The sequence below is a fragment of the Burkholderia sp. Bp8992 genome (assembly GCF_003853705.1).
In the GTDB taxonomy this organism is placed as follows: Bacteria; Pseudomonadota; Gammaproteobacteria; order Burkholderiales; family Burkholderiaceae; genus Burkholderia.
In genome coordinates, this window is sequence record NZ_QTQI01000020.1 from 147047 (window position 1) to 162942 (window position 15896).

The following is a 15896-nucleotide window of genomic DNA, read 5'->3' on the forward strand; positions in this document are numbered from 1 at the left end:
GTATAATGCATCGCATGGAAGCCCCGGACCAAGATTTTCCCGTTCAAGACCTGTTGCGCCGCTTGATGGCAGATACACGCTCGTCCAGCGAAATAGCGCGACTTTCCGGGGTCAGCCAGCCGACCGTATCGCGCCTGAGACTGTCGAACGGGCGGCGGCTGCGCCGCAGCGCGCCATTCACTAAGCTATGCAGTTTTTATGGTGTCGATACGGAGCCGTCGCGCCGCCGCTATAACGACCTGCTGCGCGACGCGATCGTCGACGCATGGGACGGGTCGGACGAGCACGGGCGCGCGCTGCTGGTCGTGATTCAGGGGTTGAAGGATTTGCAGGCGAAGGCGGATGACGGGTGATGGCGGCGACGTGCCCGGTCCTTCATCGCGATTGAACGCGATCGGCACGCGCGCCCGCATCGGCGACGGCGCGCCGTGCTCTACATGCGCAGTGCAGCGGCTCGCCAGCACCGCGTCGCGCGCCGCCGCATCGAGACGCGGATAGCCGCTGCCGGTCACGACGCGCGCGGCGACAATCCGGCCCACCACGAGAACGGCATGAAGAGGATTGCGTATCGATCGCCTCGCTCTTCCCCGTCGCGGTGTTCACCGCACCCCGTCAGCCGTCGCACGCTGCGCCGCATTGCGCGAGCGAATTCTCCCTGCTGCGAAAGACCAGCGGCTGTTCGTCGCGCGGCGCGCGAAGTCGCGCGAATTGCACGGCCTGTTCGACCTGGTCGTGATGGGCGGACTTCGTGCACACCGGATCGGCCTCGTTCGGGTCGCCGGCCAGCAGGTATGCTTGGCACCGGCAACCGCCGTGATCCGCATGCCGCTCGTCGCATGTGCGACACGGCTCGCGCATCCAGTCGTCGCCGCGAAACGCGTTGAACGCGTCGCTGTCGTACCAGATGTCCCGCAGCGACCGGTCACGCACGTTCGGCAACGCGAGCCCCGGCAGCGACCGCGCGGCATGACACGGCAGCGCGGTGCCGTCCGGCGCGACGCCGAGAAACACCGAGCCCCAGCCGTTCATGCACGCCTTCGGGCGGCGCTCGAAATAGTCGGGCACGACGAACAGGATCTTGCAGCGCTCGCCGATCAGCTTGCGATAGCGGTTGACCGTGTCCTCGGCCTCGCGCACCTGCTCGACGGTCGGCATCAACTGGTCGCGATTGAGCATGGCCCAGCCGTAGTACTGCGTGTTCGCGAGTTCCAGATAATCGGCGCCGAGATCGAGCGCCATCTCGATGATTTGCCCGACGTGCGGCAGGTTGTAGCGATGCAGCACGCAGTTGAGCACCATCGGGTAGCCGTGTGCCTTGATCAGCCGCGCCACGTCGCGCTTCAGTTCGAACGTGCGCGTGCTGGTCAGGAAATCGTTCAGCTCGCGCGTCGAATCCTGCAGCGACAACTGGATGTGGTCGAGCCCGGCGGCCTTGAGCCGCTCGATGCGCGCGACGTTCAGCCCGATGCCCGACGTGATCAGGTTCGTATAGAAGCCGAGCCCGCGCGCATGCGCGACGAGCGCCTCGAGATCGCCGCGCTGCAGCGGCTCGCCGCCCGAGAAGCCGATTTGCGCGGCGCCGAGCGCACGCGCATCGCTGATGACCGTGCGCCATGCGTCGGTGTCGAGTTCCGCACCGTGCGTCGCGAAGTCGACCGGGTTGTAGCAGAACGCGCAGTGCAGCGGGCAGCGGTACGTGAGTTCCGCGAGCAGCCACAGCGGCGCGGACGGACGGGAAGTGTCGGGCGCCATGTCAGTCCAGCCAGCCGCGCAGTCGCGCATGATCGAGAAAGCGGTAGACGTCGGTCGCGAGATCCGATTGCATGAACAGGCGCTCGAGTTCGCCGATGATGTCGTCCAGTTCGCGCGTGCCGTCGCAGCGCGCGAGAATCTCGCCCGCACTGGGGTTGAGCTTGACCATGCCCTCCGGATAGAGGAGCACGTACGCATCCTGGGCCACCTCCCATTGCAGGCGGTACATGCCCCTGAGGCAGGGACGCAGCGGCACGCCGCTGGCGGCTTCGATCGCGTTCATAACGGGTAGGCCTTTTCGACGGCGTCGAGCATCGACCATAGAATGTCGAGCTTGAATTGCAGAATGCCGAGCGCGCGCTGCTGCGCCTCCGGTGTCGTGAAATGCTCCAGCGTGACCGCGAGCCCATGCTCGACGTCGCGCTGCGCGAGCGGCACGCGGCTGCGGAAGTAATGCAGCCCGGCCGGCTCGATCCACGGGTAATGCGACGGCCAGCCCGCGAGCCGGTCGAGATGGATCTGCGGCGCGAACATCTCGGTCAGCGACGAGCACACGGCTTCCTGCCAGGGTGCGCGCCGCGCGAAATTCACGTACGCATCCACCGCGAAACGCACGCCGGGCAGCACGTGTTCGAGCGACCACAGTTCGGCACGCGCGAGGCCGCAGGCCTCGCCGAGCCGCACCCACGCCTCGATGCCGCCTTCGTTGTCGCCCTGCCCGTCGTGGTCGATCAGCCGTTGAATCCAGCGGCGCCGCGTATCGCGATCGGGACAGTTCGACAGGATCGCCGCATCCTTGAGCGGGATGCAGATCTGATAGTAGAAGCGGTTCGCGACCCAGCCGCGGATCTGCGTGGGCGAACAGGCGCCGCTGTTGAGCCGCCGGTTGAACGGATGATGGATGTGATAGCGCGATTCGAGCGCACGCAGGCGCGCCTCGAATTCGGTCGCGGTCCAGGGCGTCGCGTGCAACGCCGTAGCGGGGATCGGTGCGTTCATCGTCAGACCTGGAATTGCATGCCGTCGTGTGCGACGTCGATGCCATGCGCGCGCAGGTGCGCGTGCTCGACGGAATGCGGATCGAGAATCGGGTTCGTGTTGTTGATGTGCGTGAGCACCTTGCGCGTCCGCGCGGGCAGCCTGTCGAGCCAGTCGATCATGCCGGGCCGCCCGTGTTCCGCGCACTGCGCGAGATGCCCCATGTCGGCCGCGTGCTTGCCCGACAGGCCGAGATCGATCATCTCGGTTCCGGTCCAGAACGTGCCGTCCACCAGCACGAGATCGGCGCCGTCCATGGCCGCGCGTACGTCGTCGGTAACCGACGCGAGCCCCGGCGCATAGAACGCGCGCCGCCCGCTCGCGACGTCTTCGATCGACAGCGCGATGTTGTCGCCGGGCGCGGCCGACGCGCGCCGCGGCGAATACGGCGGCGGCTTGCTGTCGACGGCGATCGCGGTGAAACGGATCCCGTTCGCCGCCGGCACCGCAAACGGCTCGCCGGGCACGATCATGTGCGCGGCGACGCCGCAGTAATGGTCGAGCAGCGGCACGAGCGGCAAGCCGGTCGACAGGTCGTCGAGCACCGGCGCGCTCGCGTAGAGCGGCAGCGGCGTCGAGCGCTCGCGCAGCATGAGCAGGCCCGTCACGTGATCGATCTGCGCGTCGCACAGCACGACGGCGGCGATGCCGCTGTCGCGGATCGCGCGCGCCGGCTGCAGGTCCGGATCCGCGCGCAACTGGGAAAGAATGTCGGGCGACGCGTTGACGAGGACCCAGTCGATGCCGTCGTCGCTGACCGCGATCGACGACTGCGTGCGAGGCAGCACGTGGCCGCTTCCGCTGCGCGCACGGCGGCAGTTCGCGCAATTGCAGTTCCATTGCGGCAGCCCGCCGCCGGCTCCCGAGCCGAGTATCTTGATCTTCATGGGCGTCAGCTCCCGAGGCCGCCCGCGCCGACCACGGCGAAACGGGCGGCACGCACGGCGATCAGCGGTTGGCGATGTACATCGTGATTTCGAAGCCGAAGCGCAGGTCGGTGTAAGACGGTGTCGTCCACTGCATGGTGTGTCTCCTGTCGAGTTGATGATTGATGCGTTGCTGGATGAATCGAACAACCGCGGCAATCGAGCGGTCGGTTCCTCTTCAGCAAGGAGCGTGCCGAAGCCGTACATTCGCCGCGCCGCGGCGGTAGACGGCCCTCATCCGGGCATCGGGACGCATTCCTTACGAACAGCCTACGAGATTCGCGCGAATGCGGTTCGCCACCCCGGCGGCAGGATGTCCGCGAGTGGTGACAGGTGTTGAATCGTTGAACACCGGTGTTGCAACTTGACACACCGGCTGTGACAGGTCGCGCACGGCGCGACGAGCGCGTCAGCTCTCGTCCGACGGATGGCGCCCCGCGTCGGCGGCCGGCATCTTCCGGTAGATCGTGTTGCGCGAGACGCCGAGCGCGCGCGCCGCGGCGGACACGTTGCCGCCATGACGCGCGAGCGCGGCGGCGATCGCGGACGCGGCGACGTCCTGCAGGCGCGCGTCGGCGAGCGGCAGCGCGTCCGCGACGCAGGGCCCGGCGCTCGCCGCGGCGGCCGAATCGGGGATAACCTGTGCAGCCGGCGCATCGCCGCGCCGCAGGTCGTCGAAGAAGTCGTCGGGCAGGTGCTCGCGCCGGATTTCGCCATCGTCGTCGACCATGGCCGCCGCCGTGCGCAGCAGGTTGCCGAGCTGGCGGAAATTGCCCGGCCACGTGCAGCGCACGAACAGCGCCATCACGTCCGGTGCGACGGACAGCGGCGGCCGGCCCGGGTCCGCGAACGCTTCCCGTTGCAGCATCTTCTGCACGACGACCGCGAGATCCGTGCGGTCGCGCAACGGCGGCAGGCGCACCACGAGGCCGTTCAGCCGGTAGTAGAGATCCTCGCGAAAACGGTTCTGCGCGATCATGTCGCGCAGATCGCGGTGCGTCGCGCAGATGATCGCGATGTCCACGGCGATCGTCTTCGTCGACCCGAGCGGGTTGACGAGGCGCTCCTGCAGCACGCGCAGCAGTCGCACCTGCAGCGGATACGGCATGTCGCCGATCTCGTCGAGAAACAGCGTGCCGCCGTTCGCCTGGAGCAGCTTGCCGATCGCCCCCTTGCGGCGCGCACCGGTGAAGGCGCCCTCCTCGTAGCCGAACAGCTCGGATTCGATCAGCGTCTCCGGAATCGACGCGCAGTTGACCGCGACGAACGGGGCGTCGCGCCGCGGCGAGTCGTTGTGGATCGCCTGCGCGAGCAGCTCCTTGCCGGTGCCGGTCTCGCCGGTGATCAGGATCGGGATGTCCTTGCCGATCACCTTGCGCACCTTCGCGATCACGCACGCGACCTGCGCATCGCCGGTGTCGAGATAGTTGAGCCGCGACAGGCCGGCCGACGTGCCTGCAGCCGGTGCGGGCACCGCGTTCGCGCGTGCGGCCGGCGCCGCCGCAGCGTGGACGTCCGTCGGCCGGCTGCCTTCGGCGAGCGTCGAGCGGCGAAAGTGCACGCGCGCGCAGACCACCGCACCGTTGACGAGATTCAGCATCAGGTGCCGGTCGGTGCTCGCGCGCATGCGGTCGATCAGCTGCGCACTGGTGATGTCGAACAGCGACGACAGCGTGTGCGCGCGCAGCGCGGCGAGCGGCATGCCGAGCTGGAACTGCGCACTGCGGTTGGCCGACAGGAAGCGCCCGTCGGCGGTGAACGCGACGATCCCCTCCATCAGCGTGCCGAGGAACTCGGGGCGTCCGTGGAACGACACCTGCAGCGTTTCCTGGAAGGTCGTCGTAAACAGATGATTCTCGATCATCTGCACCGACATCTTCGCGAGCGCCATCGTGTGCTGGTGATAGCTGCGGTGGTCGCCCGTCACGTCGAGCACGCCGATCGCGTCGCCGTACGGATCGAGGATCGGTACGCTCGAACAGGTCAGGAAGCGGTTCGCGGCCAGGAAGTGCTGGTCGCCGTGGACGACCATCGGGCACAGCTCGGCCAGCGCCGTGCCGATCGCGTTGGTGCCCTGCCGATTCTCCGCCCAGTTCGCGCCCGGGCGCAGCGCGACCTTCTCCGCGCGGCGCAGGAAATCGTCGTCGCCGATCGAATGCAGGATCAGCCCTTCCGCATCGGTCAGCACGATCATGCTCTGCGTATTGACGATCTGCTCGTGCAGCGTCTCCATCACCGGCATCGCGTGCACGCACAGCACCCGGCTCTGCTCGCGCTTCAGCACCAGCGCCGAGTTCGACAGCACGTCGTAGTCGGGCCGTGCCGAGACCTGCAGGCCGAACGTCTCTGAGCGCTCGTGAGCCTTCTGGATCGACGGCGCGGGCCAGCCTGCGGGATGCGCGGCCCGTGACCCGGCCGCCTGCTCTACGTCATCGCGCATTGTCTCCTCCGGGGGATCCTTCCGGTCAACTGCCGGACTCTTTGCCGTCATTACAAGCAAGCATCGGGCCATGCCGGCGCCACGGCATGCATTGAAAGCACAATGTAATGAATAGCCTGGGCGCGGCGGAGCGTGCCGCGTCGCGCGACGGCCAGTCCTTCCTGATACCGCGATTTCCCGCCGCATGACTACCCGTGCGAATCCGGATCCGCGCAGCCGGCATGCTTTTCGCTCGCTTCGTCGCAAGGCAGCCCCGGCGCCCGACGATTCCCCTCCCGTTCCGCCTGAACCCTATCGACATGACGCGTCGCCCGACTCGATCCACGCCGTCGCCCCCGCCGCGGGCCTTGCCCGACGCGCCGGCGTCGCCGGTCACGCCCGTTCACCGGCGCCTGCACCGCGACGCGCAATCGATCGCATTCACCGTGGCCGGCGCCGCGCAGGGCCATCCGGTCGTCGTGCTGCACGGCGGGCCAGGCAGCGGCAGCCAGGCCGGCATCCTGCGGTTGTTCGACCTCACCCGCGTGCGCGTCGTGCTTGTCGACCAGCGCGGCGCGGGTGCGTCGGCACCGCGCGGCGGCACGCGTCACAACGACACCGCACGGCTGATCGCGGACCTGGAGGCGGTGCGCGAGCAGCTCGGCATCGCACGCTGGGGCGTCGTCGGCGGCTCGTGGGGCGCCGCGCTCGCACTTGCGTATGCGGGCACGCATCCGCAGCGGGTGACGGGCGTCGTGCTGCGCGGCCTGTTCCTGACGTCGCCACGCGAAGTCCGCGGGCTCTTCACGACTTCCCGCACGCGTGCGCCGCGCGAGTGGCGGCGCCTTCATGCAGCGGCCGGCGGCGGCCGCCCGGATCGCCTGCTGCCGCGCTGCGCGCAGCGGCTGCGCCACGGCGGGAGCGCGGCCGGGCAGCGCGCGGTGGCGCTCGCGTGGCACGCGTACGAAAACGCGATCCTCGCGTCGGCGCGCACGCGCCGCTCGCCCGTGCGCGCGATCCGCTCGAACAAGACCGTCGGCCGGCTGATCGACAAATACCGGATTCAGGCGCACTACCTGCAACACGATTGCTGGCTCGGCGAGCGCCGCGTGCTCGCGCTCGCGCGACGGGCCGCGCAAGCCCGCGTGCCGCTGTTCGCCGCGCACGGGTTGCACGATCCCGTTTGCCCGGTCGGCAATGTCGAGCGCCTCGCGCGAGCCGTCCCCGAAGCCGAAATCGAACGCGTGAAGGCCGGACATCTGGCAAGCGACCCGGCATTGGCGCGCAGCGTCGCACGCGCCGTGAACGCGATGTTCTCGACGGTGCCGTTCACGTGACGGCCGCGCGCTCGTTCGTGTCGCGACGCGACCGCGCACCGCTCAGTCCCACGCATAGTGCATGCCGACCCAAGCGCCGCGCGGCGCGCCCGGCCCGACGAACTGTTCGTTCACCGGATTGGCGCCGTCGAACGTGTGATTCGGTCCGTTGAAGAAATTCCGGCCGAGTGCGCCGAAGCTCGCGTAGCGCTTGTCGAACAGGTTCGTCACGCTCGCGAATACCTCGAACCGCTTCGTGACCCGGTAACGCATGTCGAGATCGACCAGCACGTAGCCCGCGATCCGGCCGTTCACGTCCGCGTTGTTCTCGTCGCCGCGCGCATATACGCCGCTGCGCCACGTGACGTTCGTGCCGATGTCCCACGCGGGCGTCGCCGCGTAGTCGAGCCGCAGCTTCACCGTATGCGCGGGAATGCCGGGCATGCGGTCGCCCGGCTTGACCGCCACGTTGCCGTTCGCGTCGGCCGCCGAATTCGCCGGACTGTGCTCGGTCCACGACGATCGATAGGTCGCATCGACATAGCTGTACGACAGCCCGGCACCGAGCGGCCCGAAGCGCGTACGGCCGGCGAGCTCGATACCCTGCCGCCGCGTATCGCCGACATTGCGGAAGTAGCCCTGCGCGCTGGCCGGGCTGCTGATGAACTGGATGTCGTCGGTCAGCGTCGTGCGGTAGGCCGCCGCGCTCCAGGTCGTCGCCGCGCCGATGCGGCCGCGCATGCCGGCTTCGAACGTCTTCGAGATCACGGGTTTGAGCGCCGGGTCAGCGATGAAGTCGTTCGGCAGCGAACACGGCGCGGCCGGGTCCGCACACGCGAGCTCGATCGCGGTCGGCGAACGCATGCCTTCGTTGTAGGCCGCATACGCGGTGAAGCCCGCGACCGGATTCCAGTTGAGCCCGACGGCCGGGTTGAAGCGCGAGAACACATGGTTGCCGTCGAGCAGCGGCTGCACGCCGCTCTCGTCGCCGATCTGCGCCTTCGACCAGTCGTAGCGGCCGGACAGCGTCAGCGTCCAGTGCGGCGTGAGCGACAGCGCATCGCTCAGGTATGCACCGAAGTTCGCGTTGCGCGTCTTCGCGCTGGTCTGCCGAACGAAATCGCCGATGCCGATCGCCGCACGCGCATCGGTGAAAGACGCGTCCTGCGACGACGCGACGTAGCTCGAGTTCGCGACATCGGCCGAAACGCCCGCGACCAGCCGGTTCGCCATCCCGCCGAGCTTGCCGAGCAGCGTGAGCTGCACGCTGCCGCCGTAGCTGTCGGTGACGATCGTCGATTGCGCGTTGCTGCCCTGCACCGTGTCGACCGTGCCGCCCTCGTTCACCGATCCGTAGTCCGTATTGTTGTTGCTGCTCGTGTTCGCGTTGCGCAGGTGCCGGTAGTACGCGTTGCCGCTCAGCTCGACGTTTTCACCGAAAAAACGGTCGCCCGACAGCGTCAGGTAGCCGGCGCTGTTGCGGTTCCGGTCCGGATACGTATACGCCTGCTTCGGGTTGTCGAGGAACGAGCGCGGGATCGTCTGCGTGCCGGACAGCGTGTTGTCCGCGCCGCCTGCGGCAATCGACAGCGTCGTATCCGCATCGGTATAACGCAGCTTGCCGAACGCCTGCCGCACGCGGCTCGCGTTATGGTCGGCCCAGCCGCCGTCGTTCGCGACGTTCGCGGTCGCGTAGTAGTCGAGGTTCGAGCCGATCGTCCCGCCCTGCTCGACGCTGGCAGTCTTGCGGCCCCACGCGCCGCCCGACACCTCCGCTTCGCCACCCTGGTCCGACCTGCCGTTCTTCGTCGTGATCGCGAGCGCACCGCCGAGCGTATTGAGCCCATACACCGGGTTGGAGCCCGGAATCAACTGCACGCGGTCGATCGCCTGGGTGGGCAGGATGTCCCAGTTTACGACGTCGCCGAACGGCTCGTTCACGCGCACGCCGTCGACGAACACCGACAACCCCTGCGGCGTGCCGAGCAGCGGCGATGCGGTGAAGCCGCGATAGTTGACGTCCGTCTGATACGGGTTGCCCTGCGCATCCGAGATCGTCACGCTCTGCAGGTTCGCGGCGAAGAAATCGGCGAGCGTCGCGCGGTGTTGCACGTCGAGTTCCGCCGCGCGCACCGTCTGCACGTTCGCCGGCACCTTCGACAGCGGCGTGCCGATCCCGAGCAGCGGCGCCGTACCGACGACGACCACCGCGGGCAGCACGACGGCCGGCTCGGGCGGCGCGATCGCGGCGCCATCCGCCTGCTGCTGCGCGCGCACGCTGCCGGGCGGCAGGCCGAACAGCGCGAGCACGCCGACGGTCGTGCCGATGCATCGCGCACGCCGGCCACGCCGCGTCGCGCCGTCACGCGCGGCTGCCTTTGGTCTCCTGATCATTCCGTTGTCTCCGCACTTGTATTCCGCCGGCCCGTGCGATGCACCGCGCGGCGCCGAGTTGTCGCGAAGCCCGCTCGCGAGAACCGTGCCAACGCCGCAACGACGGGCAGTGTGCGCTGCGCCGCACATCGCTTTGGACAGGCATGCGTGAAACCGGCGGCCCGCCGTTCCGCGGACTGCACCACCTGTCATGTTTGGCAACACTTCGCGCGCGACGGTGTACCTGAATGCAACACCTGCGTCGACGCCATGGCGCGTGTCGTCGCTCGACGCATCACCGGCGATGCGCCGGTGTGCCGCACCACCCCGGCTTCCGGCCGTGATGGCATGCGACTTGCATAACGGGCAGTGCACTCGGCCCGGAACCCCACCGTGCCGGCGCGACGAATCGTTCGCGGCGGTGCGACCACAATGACCCAGGAGACAACCATGAAGAAACCCTCGGCTTCAGCGAGCCGGCTGGCGGCGTTCGGAATCGCGGTGGCGGCCGCCGTCGCGCTGAACCCCGGCCTCGTCGAAGCGGCCGCGGACTACCCGGCCGTGACCTACCAGCGCCTGACCGATGCACACGGCGATCCGGGCTGGCTGACCTACTACCGCACCTACGACGGCCGCTCGCATTCGCCGCTCAAGCAGATCGACACGTCGAACGCGAAGGATCTCAAGCAGGTGTGGGCGTACAAGTTCCCCGCCGACCTGAAGCAGGGTTTCGAGGCCACGCCGATCGTCAACGGCAACTACCTGTTCGTGACGACGCCGAAGGACAACGTCTACGCATTCGATGCGAAGACCGGCAAGCAGCTGTGGAAATACGAGCCGAAGCTCGGCGCGGCCTCGTTCAAGACCGCGTGCTGCGACGTCGTCAACCGCGGCGTCGCGCTGTACGGCAAGAACGTCTACATCGCGATGCTGAACGGCGAAATCGCGGCGCTCGACGCGCAGACCGGCAATCTCGTGTGGAAGAAGCAGATGTTCGAGCCGGGCCTCGGCTACGCGTTCTCGCTCGCGCCGCTCGCGATCGACGGCGCGATCGTCGTCGGCACGTCCGGTGGCGAATACGGCATTCGCGGCTACATCGCCGCGCTGAATCCGGAGGACGGCTCGCAGGTCTGGAAACGCTACACAATCCCCGACGCCGGCGAAAAAGGCGCGGAAACCTGGCCCGACGGCATGCAGAGCCATGGCGGCGGCGCCGCATGGCTCACCGGCACGTACGACGCCGCGTCCCGCACGCTGTACTGGGGGGTCGGCAACCCCGGCCCATGGCTCGCGGCGCTTCGTCCCGGCGACAACCTGTATTCCGACTCGCTGCTCGCACTCGATGCAAAGAGCGGCAACCTGAAGTGGCACTACCAGTACACGAACAACGACACGTGGGACTACGACGGCGTGAACGCGGCCGTCCTCGCGGACATCAAGTACAAGGGCAAGGACTACGACGCGATCATCCACGCCGACCGCAACGGCTTCTTCCACGCGATCGACCGCACGACCGGCAAGCTGATCTACGCGACGCCGTTCGTGAAGGCGTTGTCGGTCACCGGCTACACGGCCGACGGCAAGCCGATCCAGGACGCATCGAAGTTCCCGAAGGCCGGCACGACGATCGAGACGTGCCCGAGCTTCCTCGGCGGCAAGAACTGGTGGTCGATCTCGTACGACCAGGAACGCAACATCGCGGTCGTGCCCGCGCTGCATGCGTGCATGAGCCTGACCGGCAAGTCGGTCAGCTACATGGAAGGCCTGCCGTATCTCGGTGAAGGTTTCGAGATCAAGCCCGAACCGGGCAGCGAAGGCTACGGCGAACTGACGGCCATCGACGTGAACACCGGCAAGAAGCTGTGGAGCCACTGGTCGAAGAAGCCGTGGAACGGCGGCGTCGCGACCACGGCGAGCGGTCTCGCGTTCAGCGGCTCGCTCGACGGCCACCTGTACGCGTTCGACACGACGACCGGCAAGGTGCTCTGGGAAAGCCCGCAACTGGCGAGCGGCATCATTTCGCAGCCGTCGGTGTACGAGGTCGACGGCAAGGAGTATGTCGCCGTGCTCGCCGGCTACGGCGGCGCGAACCCGATCTGGGGCGGCCCGATGGCCGACATCGCGAAGGACGTTCCGCGCGGCGGCACGCTCTACGTGTTCGCGCTCGACTGAACCGGCGCCACGCCTGGTCGCGCCCGCATGCGCCCGATGCGGGCGCGACGCCCCACCCGCTTCAACCGGACACACGATCATGAATACTCGTCTCACTTCCGTTACCGTCGCCAGTCTGCTCGCCGTGGGCGTGGCGCTGACACCGGCAGCCGCGTCGGCCGGCGTGCGCGTCTGCACGCTGCCCGGCAGCCCGACCACCACGCTCGACCGCTCCGTTGCGCGCGAAGTGTTCCGCGCCGCGGGCATCGCCGCGACCTTCAACAAGCGCGGCGTCGACGACAACGGCGACGACGACGGCATCTCCGCCAGCGAGCTGACGAAATCGCTCGAACGCGACTGCGATGTGATCGCCGGCTTCCCGCGCTCGGCGATCGCCGATGCGTCGGGATCGAAAATGACGTTCTCGCAGGGCTATCTGCGCTCCGGCTACGTCAGCGTGTCGCTGCGCGACGCGCAAGCGTCGTCCGGCGCCAAGGAAACGATCGCGGCCACGTACGGCAGCCCGTCGCAACTGATCGCGGCGCAGCAGGCGAATGCCCGCTTCGACCTCGAAAACACCAGTGAGAAAACGATCGGCGCGCTCGCCGCCGGCCGCGCACAGCGCGCGATCGTCTGGTATCCGAGCGTCGTCGCGTACGAGCGTGCGCACCCGAAACAGCAGTTCAAGGTAGCGGCGACGGCATCGCCGTACTCCGACTGGCAACTGTCGTTCGCATTCGGGCCCGGCAAGGACGCACTGCAAAAGCGCATCGACGCGACGCTGTCGCAGATGAGCGGCAACGGCCGTCTCGCGTCGCTCACGCGCGGCTGGACGCTTCCCGACGACATCGCGCAAGCCGCCACCACGCGCGTGCCCGGCCGGTTTCTCGACGGCGCGGTCGCGTCCGCGCAGCGGCCGGCAAGGAGCGGCTTCATCAAGGTGTCGACGGGCGAAGGCAGCGGCGTCCCGTCGTTCGACCAGGCGCAGGTGCAGCACGGCAAGAAGCTCTACGGCGATGCGTGCGCGAAATGCCATGGCGACCAGCTCGAAGGCAATACCGCGCCCGCGTTGAGCGGCGAATCGTTCGCGCCTGAAGGCAAGTCGCACATCACGGTCGGCGGCATCTTCCTGTACATGTCGAGCAACATGCCGGCCGATCGCCCCGGCAAGATGACCGCGCAGGAATACGAGGACCTGATGGCGTTCCTGCTCTACTCGAACGGCTACGACGCGTCACAGAGCAAGCTGACCGCCGATATCGCCAACGCGTCGAAGGCACCGCTCATCGCCGGACCGCGCAAGTAGCCTCTCCACCCGCTTTCGCACCGATCGACCGCCGCGCCGGGAAGCTTGCCCGGCGCGCGGGCCGGACTTTTTCCATTCATTTCATTTCATTCAGGACCGCATCATGATCTCCCGTCATCGCAGAACCTTCTTCGTGCAGGCGGCCGGCCTGTGTGCCGCACTCGCAACCGGCACCCGTGCATTCGCGGCCACACCGCCCGTCGACGAGAACGACGCGGCAGCAAAGACGCTCGGCTACCGCGCAAAGGCGACGACCGTCGACGCCGGCAAGTTTCCGAAGTACCAGGCCGGCCAGACGTGTTCGAACTGCCGCTTCTACAAGGCTGCCGCCGGCGAATCCTCCGGTACGTGCCCGATGTTCGCGGGCAAGACGGTTGCCGCCGAAGGCTGGTGCAACGTCTATGCGAAGCTCGCCTGACGTCGGGCCCGCTCGCGACGGCGCGTCGCGGCGCGGCGCGGACGCAGAAAGCGCGGCGCATCTGCATGCGTTGGTCGCGCTGGGCATCGACCGCGGATACGTGACGCACGGCGAAATTGCCGATGCGTTGCCCGATGACGCGGCCGACGGTGCGGATGTCGATGCCGCCGCGTCGATGCTGCGCGAGTTCGGCGTCGACGTACGCGAGCATGCCGGCGCACGCACCGCGTGGACGCTCGACGGCCATTTTGAGCAAGCGTCGGAAATCGCGCCGCCGCTCGCCGACGCATCGACGCCGCTCGCGGCCGACGACCTGCTTGCAGGCCAGACCAACGACCCGATCCGGCTCTATCTGCGGGAAATGAGCGCGACGCCGCTGCTCGAACGCGACGAAGAGATCGCGCTCGCGCTTCGTCTGGAAAGCGGCCGCGCCGCATGCATCGACGCATTGAGCCGCGATCCGGCGGCACTCGCCGTCGTCGCGGCGATCGCGGACGACATCGGCGCCGGCAAGGCGGCCGCGTCGGCTTACGTGACGGGGCTCGCCTGTGACGCCGAGCCGCCCGCGAGTGCGCCGACGATTCTGCCCGACGATCCGGCCACGGAATCGCCTGCGCAGGACGACACCGGTCTTTCTCTCGACAGCCCGGCGTGGCGCGATACGGTCGTCGAAGCGCTCGAGCGTATCGGTGCGCTGGCGCCAGCGATGCAGCAGGCATTGCACACCGACGGTTTCACGTCGGTCGGTTACCGGTCGCTGTTGCGCGAGGCGGCCGCAGCGACCGGCAGGGTCCGCTTCACCTTGCGTGCGATCGAGCGTATCGGTCATGCAAACCGCGAGCGCGCGACCCAAGCGCGCACGTTCGAAAAGCGGCTCGTCGACACGCTGGCCGCCTCGGGCATCCGTACGGAATCCGCGCGCCACGATCTCTTCACGCGGTGCGACGACATACGCGCATGGCTGCACGCATGCAGCGCCGCGCATCCAGCATGTGCCGCCGCACTCGCCCGCCATGCGCCCACGCTGATCGAAACGCGCAGCGCGCTCGCTTGCCTCGCCGGCCAGTCGCCGTTGCCGCTCGACATCGCAATAGCGCTCGATGCGCGGCTCTTGCGTATCGAGCGTGCGATGCAACCCGCGAGAACGAAGCTGTTCCAGAGCAACCTGCGGCTCGTCGTGTCGGTCGCCAAACGCTATGCCGATCGCGGCCTGCCGTTCTCCGACCTGATCCAGGAAGGCAACATCGGCCTGATGAAGGCCGTCGATCGCTACGATCACCGGCGCGGCTTCAAATTCTCGACCTATGCGACGTGGTGGATCCGGCAGGCGATCACGCATGCGCTCGCCGACCTGGGGCGCACGATACGCGTGCCCGCGCACACGGTCGATGCGCTCAACAAGCTGTCGCGGCTCGCGCGAATCCACCGGCAACGAACCGGCGACGTCGCCGACGCGCGGGCGCTTTCCGCGCAGATGCGGCTGCCGGTCGATAAGGTGCGCGAGCTGATGAGCATCGTGCGCGAACCGATCTCCGCCGACCTGCCGGTTTCGCCCGATCACGACCTCACGCTGTGCGACGTCACGATCGACCCCGACGCGCCGACGCCGGAAGAAGCGGCGAGCGCCGGTCAGTTGCGCGCGGCGGTCGCGGCGCTCATCGATTGCCTTCCCGCCCGCGAAGCCTGGATTCTTCGCCTGCGATACGGCATCGATGTCGAAAACGAGTATTCGCTGCGCGAGATCGGCCGGCAACTGAACCTGTCGGCAGAGCGCGTCCGTCAGCTCGAGGTATCGGCGCTCGAACGCATCCGGCAATTCAGGCACGCACCGGCGCTGCGCTCGCTGCTCGCCTGACGCGGCCGTGCCGGGCGACCGCCTTGCGGCTCGCACACCCATTGCTCAGGACTGCAACACGACCTGCTGCATTTCTGAACGCAGCGTCGCACCGCGCTGCCGTTCTCGACGCCACGGGGCCGCTCGGATCAGGCGCCACATGCCCGGCCGTCGCGGCTTTCGCCGCAGGCACGCACCGGTCGTACAACTGGCATGCATGTTGCGTTTTCCCGAGCGCCGGCAGGAATCACATGAACGCATGGAGACACGCTTGTCCAAGATCGATTCGGTTCTTCACGAAACCCGTCAGTTCGCGCCGCCCGCGGCGCTCGAGAAGGCGGCCACCATTTCCGGCATGCCGGC

General features: G+C 68.0%; 13 protein-coding genes and 1 pseudogene. 6 read left to right on the forward strand and 8 right to left on the reverse strand.

Going from position 1 to position 15896, the window contains the following annotated elements:
• Nucleotides 1–14 precede the first annotated feature (14 nt).
• Nucleotides 15–353, forward strand: a complete 339-nt coding sequence (locus DIE03_RS26585; protein ID WP_059239146.1) for a helix-turn-helix transcriptional regulator — start codon at nucleotides 15–17, stop codon at nucleotides 351–353.
• Nucleotides 354–443: 90 nt separating this feature from the next.
• On the opposite strand, the pseudogene DIE03_RS39085 reads toward DIE03_RS26585, so the two are convergent.
• From DIE03_RS39085 to DIE03_RS26625, 7 genes and pseudogenes are all read right to left on the reverse strand, one after another.
• Nucleotides 444–542: pseudogene (locus DIE03_RS39085) on the reverse strand (energy transducer TonB); the annotation flags it as partial.
• A gap of 70 nt (nucleotides 543–612) precedes the next feature.
• On the reverse strand, nucleotides 613–1752 hold the full coding sequence (gene pqqE / locus DIE03_RS26595) for a pyrroloquinoline quinone biosynthesis protein PqqE (RefSeq protein ID WP_124455279.1): 1140 nt from the start codon (nucleotides 1750–1752) through the stop codon (nucleotides 613–615).
• Nucleotide 1753: 1 nt separating this feature from the next.
• The gene (pqqD, locus tag DIE03_RS26600) at nucleotides 1754–2035 is read right to left on the reverse strand and encodes a pyrroloquinoline quinone biosynthesis peptide chaperone PqqD (protein ID WP_124455280.1); all 282 of its coding nucleotides are present in this window, start codon (nucleotides 2033–2035) and stop codon (nucleotides 1754–1756) included.
• On the reverse strand, nucleotides 2032–2751 hold the full coding sequence (gene pqqC / locus DIE03_RS26605) for a pyrroloquinoline-quinone synthase PqqC (protein WP_124455281.1): 720 nt from the start codon (nucleotides 2749–2751) through the stop codon (nucleotides 2032–2034). Before pqqC ends, pqqD begins: the two co-directional genes overlap by 4 nt.
• A gap of 2 nt (nucleotides 2752–2753) precedes the next feature.
• Nucleotides 2754–3677 (reverse strand): pyrroloquinoline quinone biosynthesis protein PqqB, encoded by a 924-nt coding sequence (pqqB, locus tag DIE03_RS26610; protein ID WP_124455282.1) that lies wholly within the window; start codon nucleotides 3675–3677, stop codon nucleotides 2754–2756.
• Nucleotides 3678–3738: 61 nt separating this feature from the next.
• Nucleotides 3739–3813 carry a pyrroloquinoline quinone precursor peptide PqqA gene (gene pqqA, locus DIE03_RS26615; RefSeq protein WP_006485436.1) on the reverse strand — a complete coding sequence of 25 codons (75 nt, stop codon included), beginning with the start codon at nucleotides 3811–3813 and terminating at the stop codon, nucleotides 3739–3741.
• 312 nt (nucleotides 3814–4125) lie between these two features.
• Nucleotides 4126–6156: a sigma-54-dependent Fis family transcriptional regulator gene (locus DIE03_RS26625; protein WP_124455284.1), complete on the reverse strand. Its 2031-nt coding sequence runs from the start codon at nucleotides 6154–6156 to the stop codon at nucleotides 4126–4128.
• Nucleotides 6157–6455: 299 nt separating this feature from the next.
• On the opposite strand from DIE03_RS26625, the gene DIE03_RS26630 reads away from it, so the two are divergent.
• Complete coding sequence (locus DIE03_RS26630; RefSeq protein ID WP_124455285.1) at nucleotides 6456–7472, forward strand: alpha/beta fold hydrolase; 1017 nt, start codon at nucleotides 6456–6458, stop codon at nucleotides 7470–7472.
• 42 nt (nucleotides 7473–7514) lie between these two features.
• Here DIE03_RS26630 and DIE03_RS26635 read toward each other — a convergent pair whose 3' ends face one another.
• Nucleotides 7515–9845 carry a TonB-dependent receptor gene (locus DIE03_RS26635; RefSeq protein ID WP_124455286.1) on the reverse strand — a complete coding sequence of 777 codons (2331 nt, stop codon included), beginning with the start codon at nucleotides 9843–9845 and terminating at the stop codon, nucleotides 7515–7517.
• 429 nt (nucleotides 9846–10274) lie between these two features.
• On the opposite strand from DIE03_RS26635, the gene DIE03_RS26640 reads away from it, so the two are divergent.
• From DIE03_RS26640 to DIE03_RS26655, 4 genes are all read left to right on the forward strand, one after another.
• Entirely contained in the window at nucleotides 10275–11996 is a 1722-nt protein-coding gene (locus tag DIE03_RS26640) for a methanol/ethanol family PQQ-dependent dehydrogenase (RefSeq protein WP_124455287.1), read from the forward strand.
• Between the two features lie 79 nt (nucleotides 11997–12075).
• Nucleotides 12076–13281, forward strand: a complete 1206-nt coding sequence (locus DIE03_RS26645) for a c-type cytochrome (protein ID WP_124455288.1) — start codon at nucleotides 12076–12078, stop codon at nucleotides 13279–13281.
• 103 nt (nucleotides 13282–13384) lie between these two features.
• Nucleotides 13385–13699: a high-potential iron-sulfur protein gene (locus DIE03_RS26650; RefSeq protein WP_124455289.1), complete on the forward strand. Its 315-nt coding sequence runs from the start codon at nucleotides 13385–13387 to the stop codon at nucleotides 13697–13699.
• A complete protein-coding gene (locus DIE03_RS26655; RefSeq protein WP_124455290.1) occupies nucleotides 13683–15554 on the forward strand; it encodes a sigma-70 family RNA polymerase sigma factor in 1872 nt (623 codons plus the stop codon). Before DIE03_RS26650 ends, DIE03_RS26655 begins: the two co-directional genes overlap by 17 nt.
• The last annotated feature ends 342 nt before the right edge of the window (nucleotides 15555–15896 follow it).

What these genes read in the sequence shown, in the direction of transcription:
- DIE03_RS26585 (WP_059239146.1), top strand. Translation starts at nt 15, where the DNA reads ATGGAAGCCCCGGACCAAGATTTTCCCGTTCAAGACCTGTTGCGCCGC.
- pqqE (WP_124455279.1), bottom strand. Translation starts at nt 1,752, where the DNA reads ATGGCGCCCGACACTTCCCGTCCGTCCGCGCCGCTGTGGCTGCTCGCG.
- pqqD (WP_124455280.1), bottom strand. Translation starts at nt 2,035, where the DNA reads ATGAACGCGATCGAAGCCGCCAGCGGCGTGCCGCTGCGTCCCTGCCTC.
- pqqC (WP_124455281.1), bottom strand. Translation starts at nt 2,751, where the DNA reads ATGAACGCACCGATCCCCGCTACGGCGTTGCACGCGACGCCCTGGACC.
- pqqB (WP_124455282.1), bottom strand. Translation starts at nt 3,677, where the DNA reads ATGAAGATCAAGATACTCGGCTCGGGAGCCGGCGGCGGGCTGCCGCAA.
- DIE03_RS26625 (WP_124455284.1), bottom strand. Translation starts at nt 6,156, where the DNA reads ATGCGCGATGACGTAGAGCAGGCGGCCGGGTCACGGGCCGCGCATCCC.
- DIE03_RS26630 (WP_124455285.1), top strand. Translation starts at nt 6,456, where the DNA reads ATGACGCGTCGCCCGACTCGATCCACGCCGTCGCCCCCGCCGCGGGCC.
- DIE03_RS26635 (WP_124455286.1), bottom strand. Translation starts at nt 9,845, where the DNA reads ATGATCAGGAGACCAAAGGCAGCCGCGCGTGACGGCGCGACGCGGCGT.
- DIE03_RS26640 (WP_124455287.1), top strand. Translation starts at nt 10,275, where the DNA reads ATGAAGAAACCCTCGGCTTCAGCGAGCCGGCTGGCGGCGTTCGGAATC.
- DIE03_RS26645 (WP_124455288.1), top strand. Translation starts at nt 12,076, where the DNA reads ATGAATACTCGTCTCACTTCCGTTACCGTCGCCAGTCTGCTCGCCGTG.
- DIE03_RS26650 (WP_124455289.1), top strand. Translation starts at nt 13,385, where the DNA reads ATGATCTCCCGTCATCGCAGAACCTTCTTCGTGCAGGCGGCCGGCCTG.
- DIE03_RS26655 (WP_124455290.1), top strand. Translation starts at nt 13,683, where the DNA reads ATGCGAAGCTCGCCTGACGTCGGGCCCGCTCGCGACGGCGCGTCGCGG.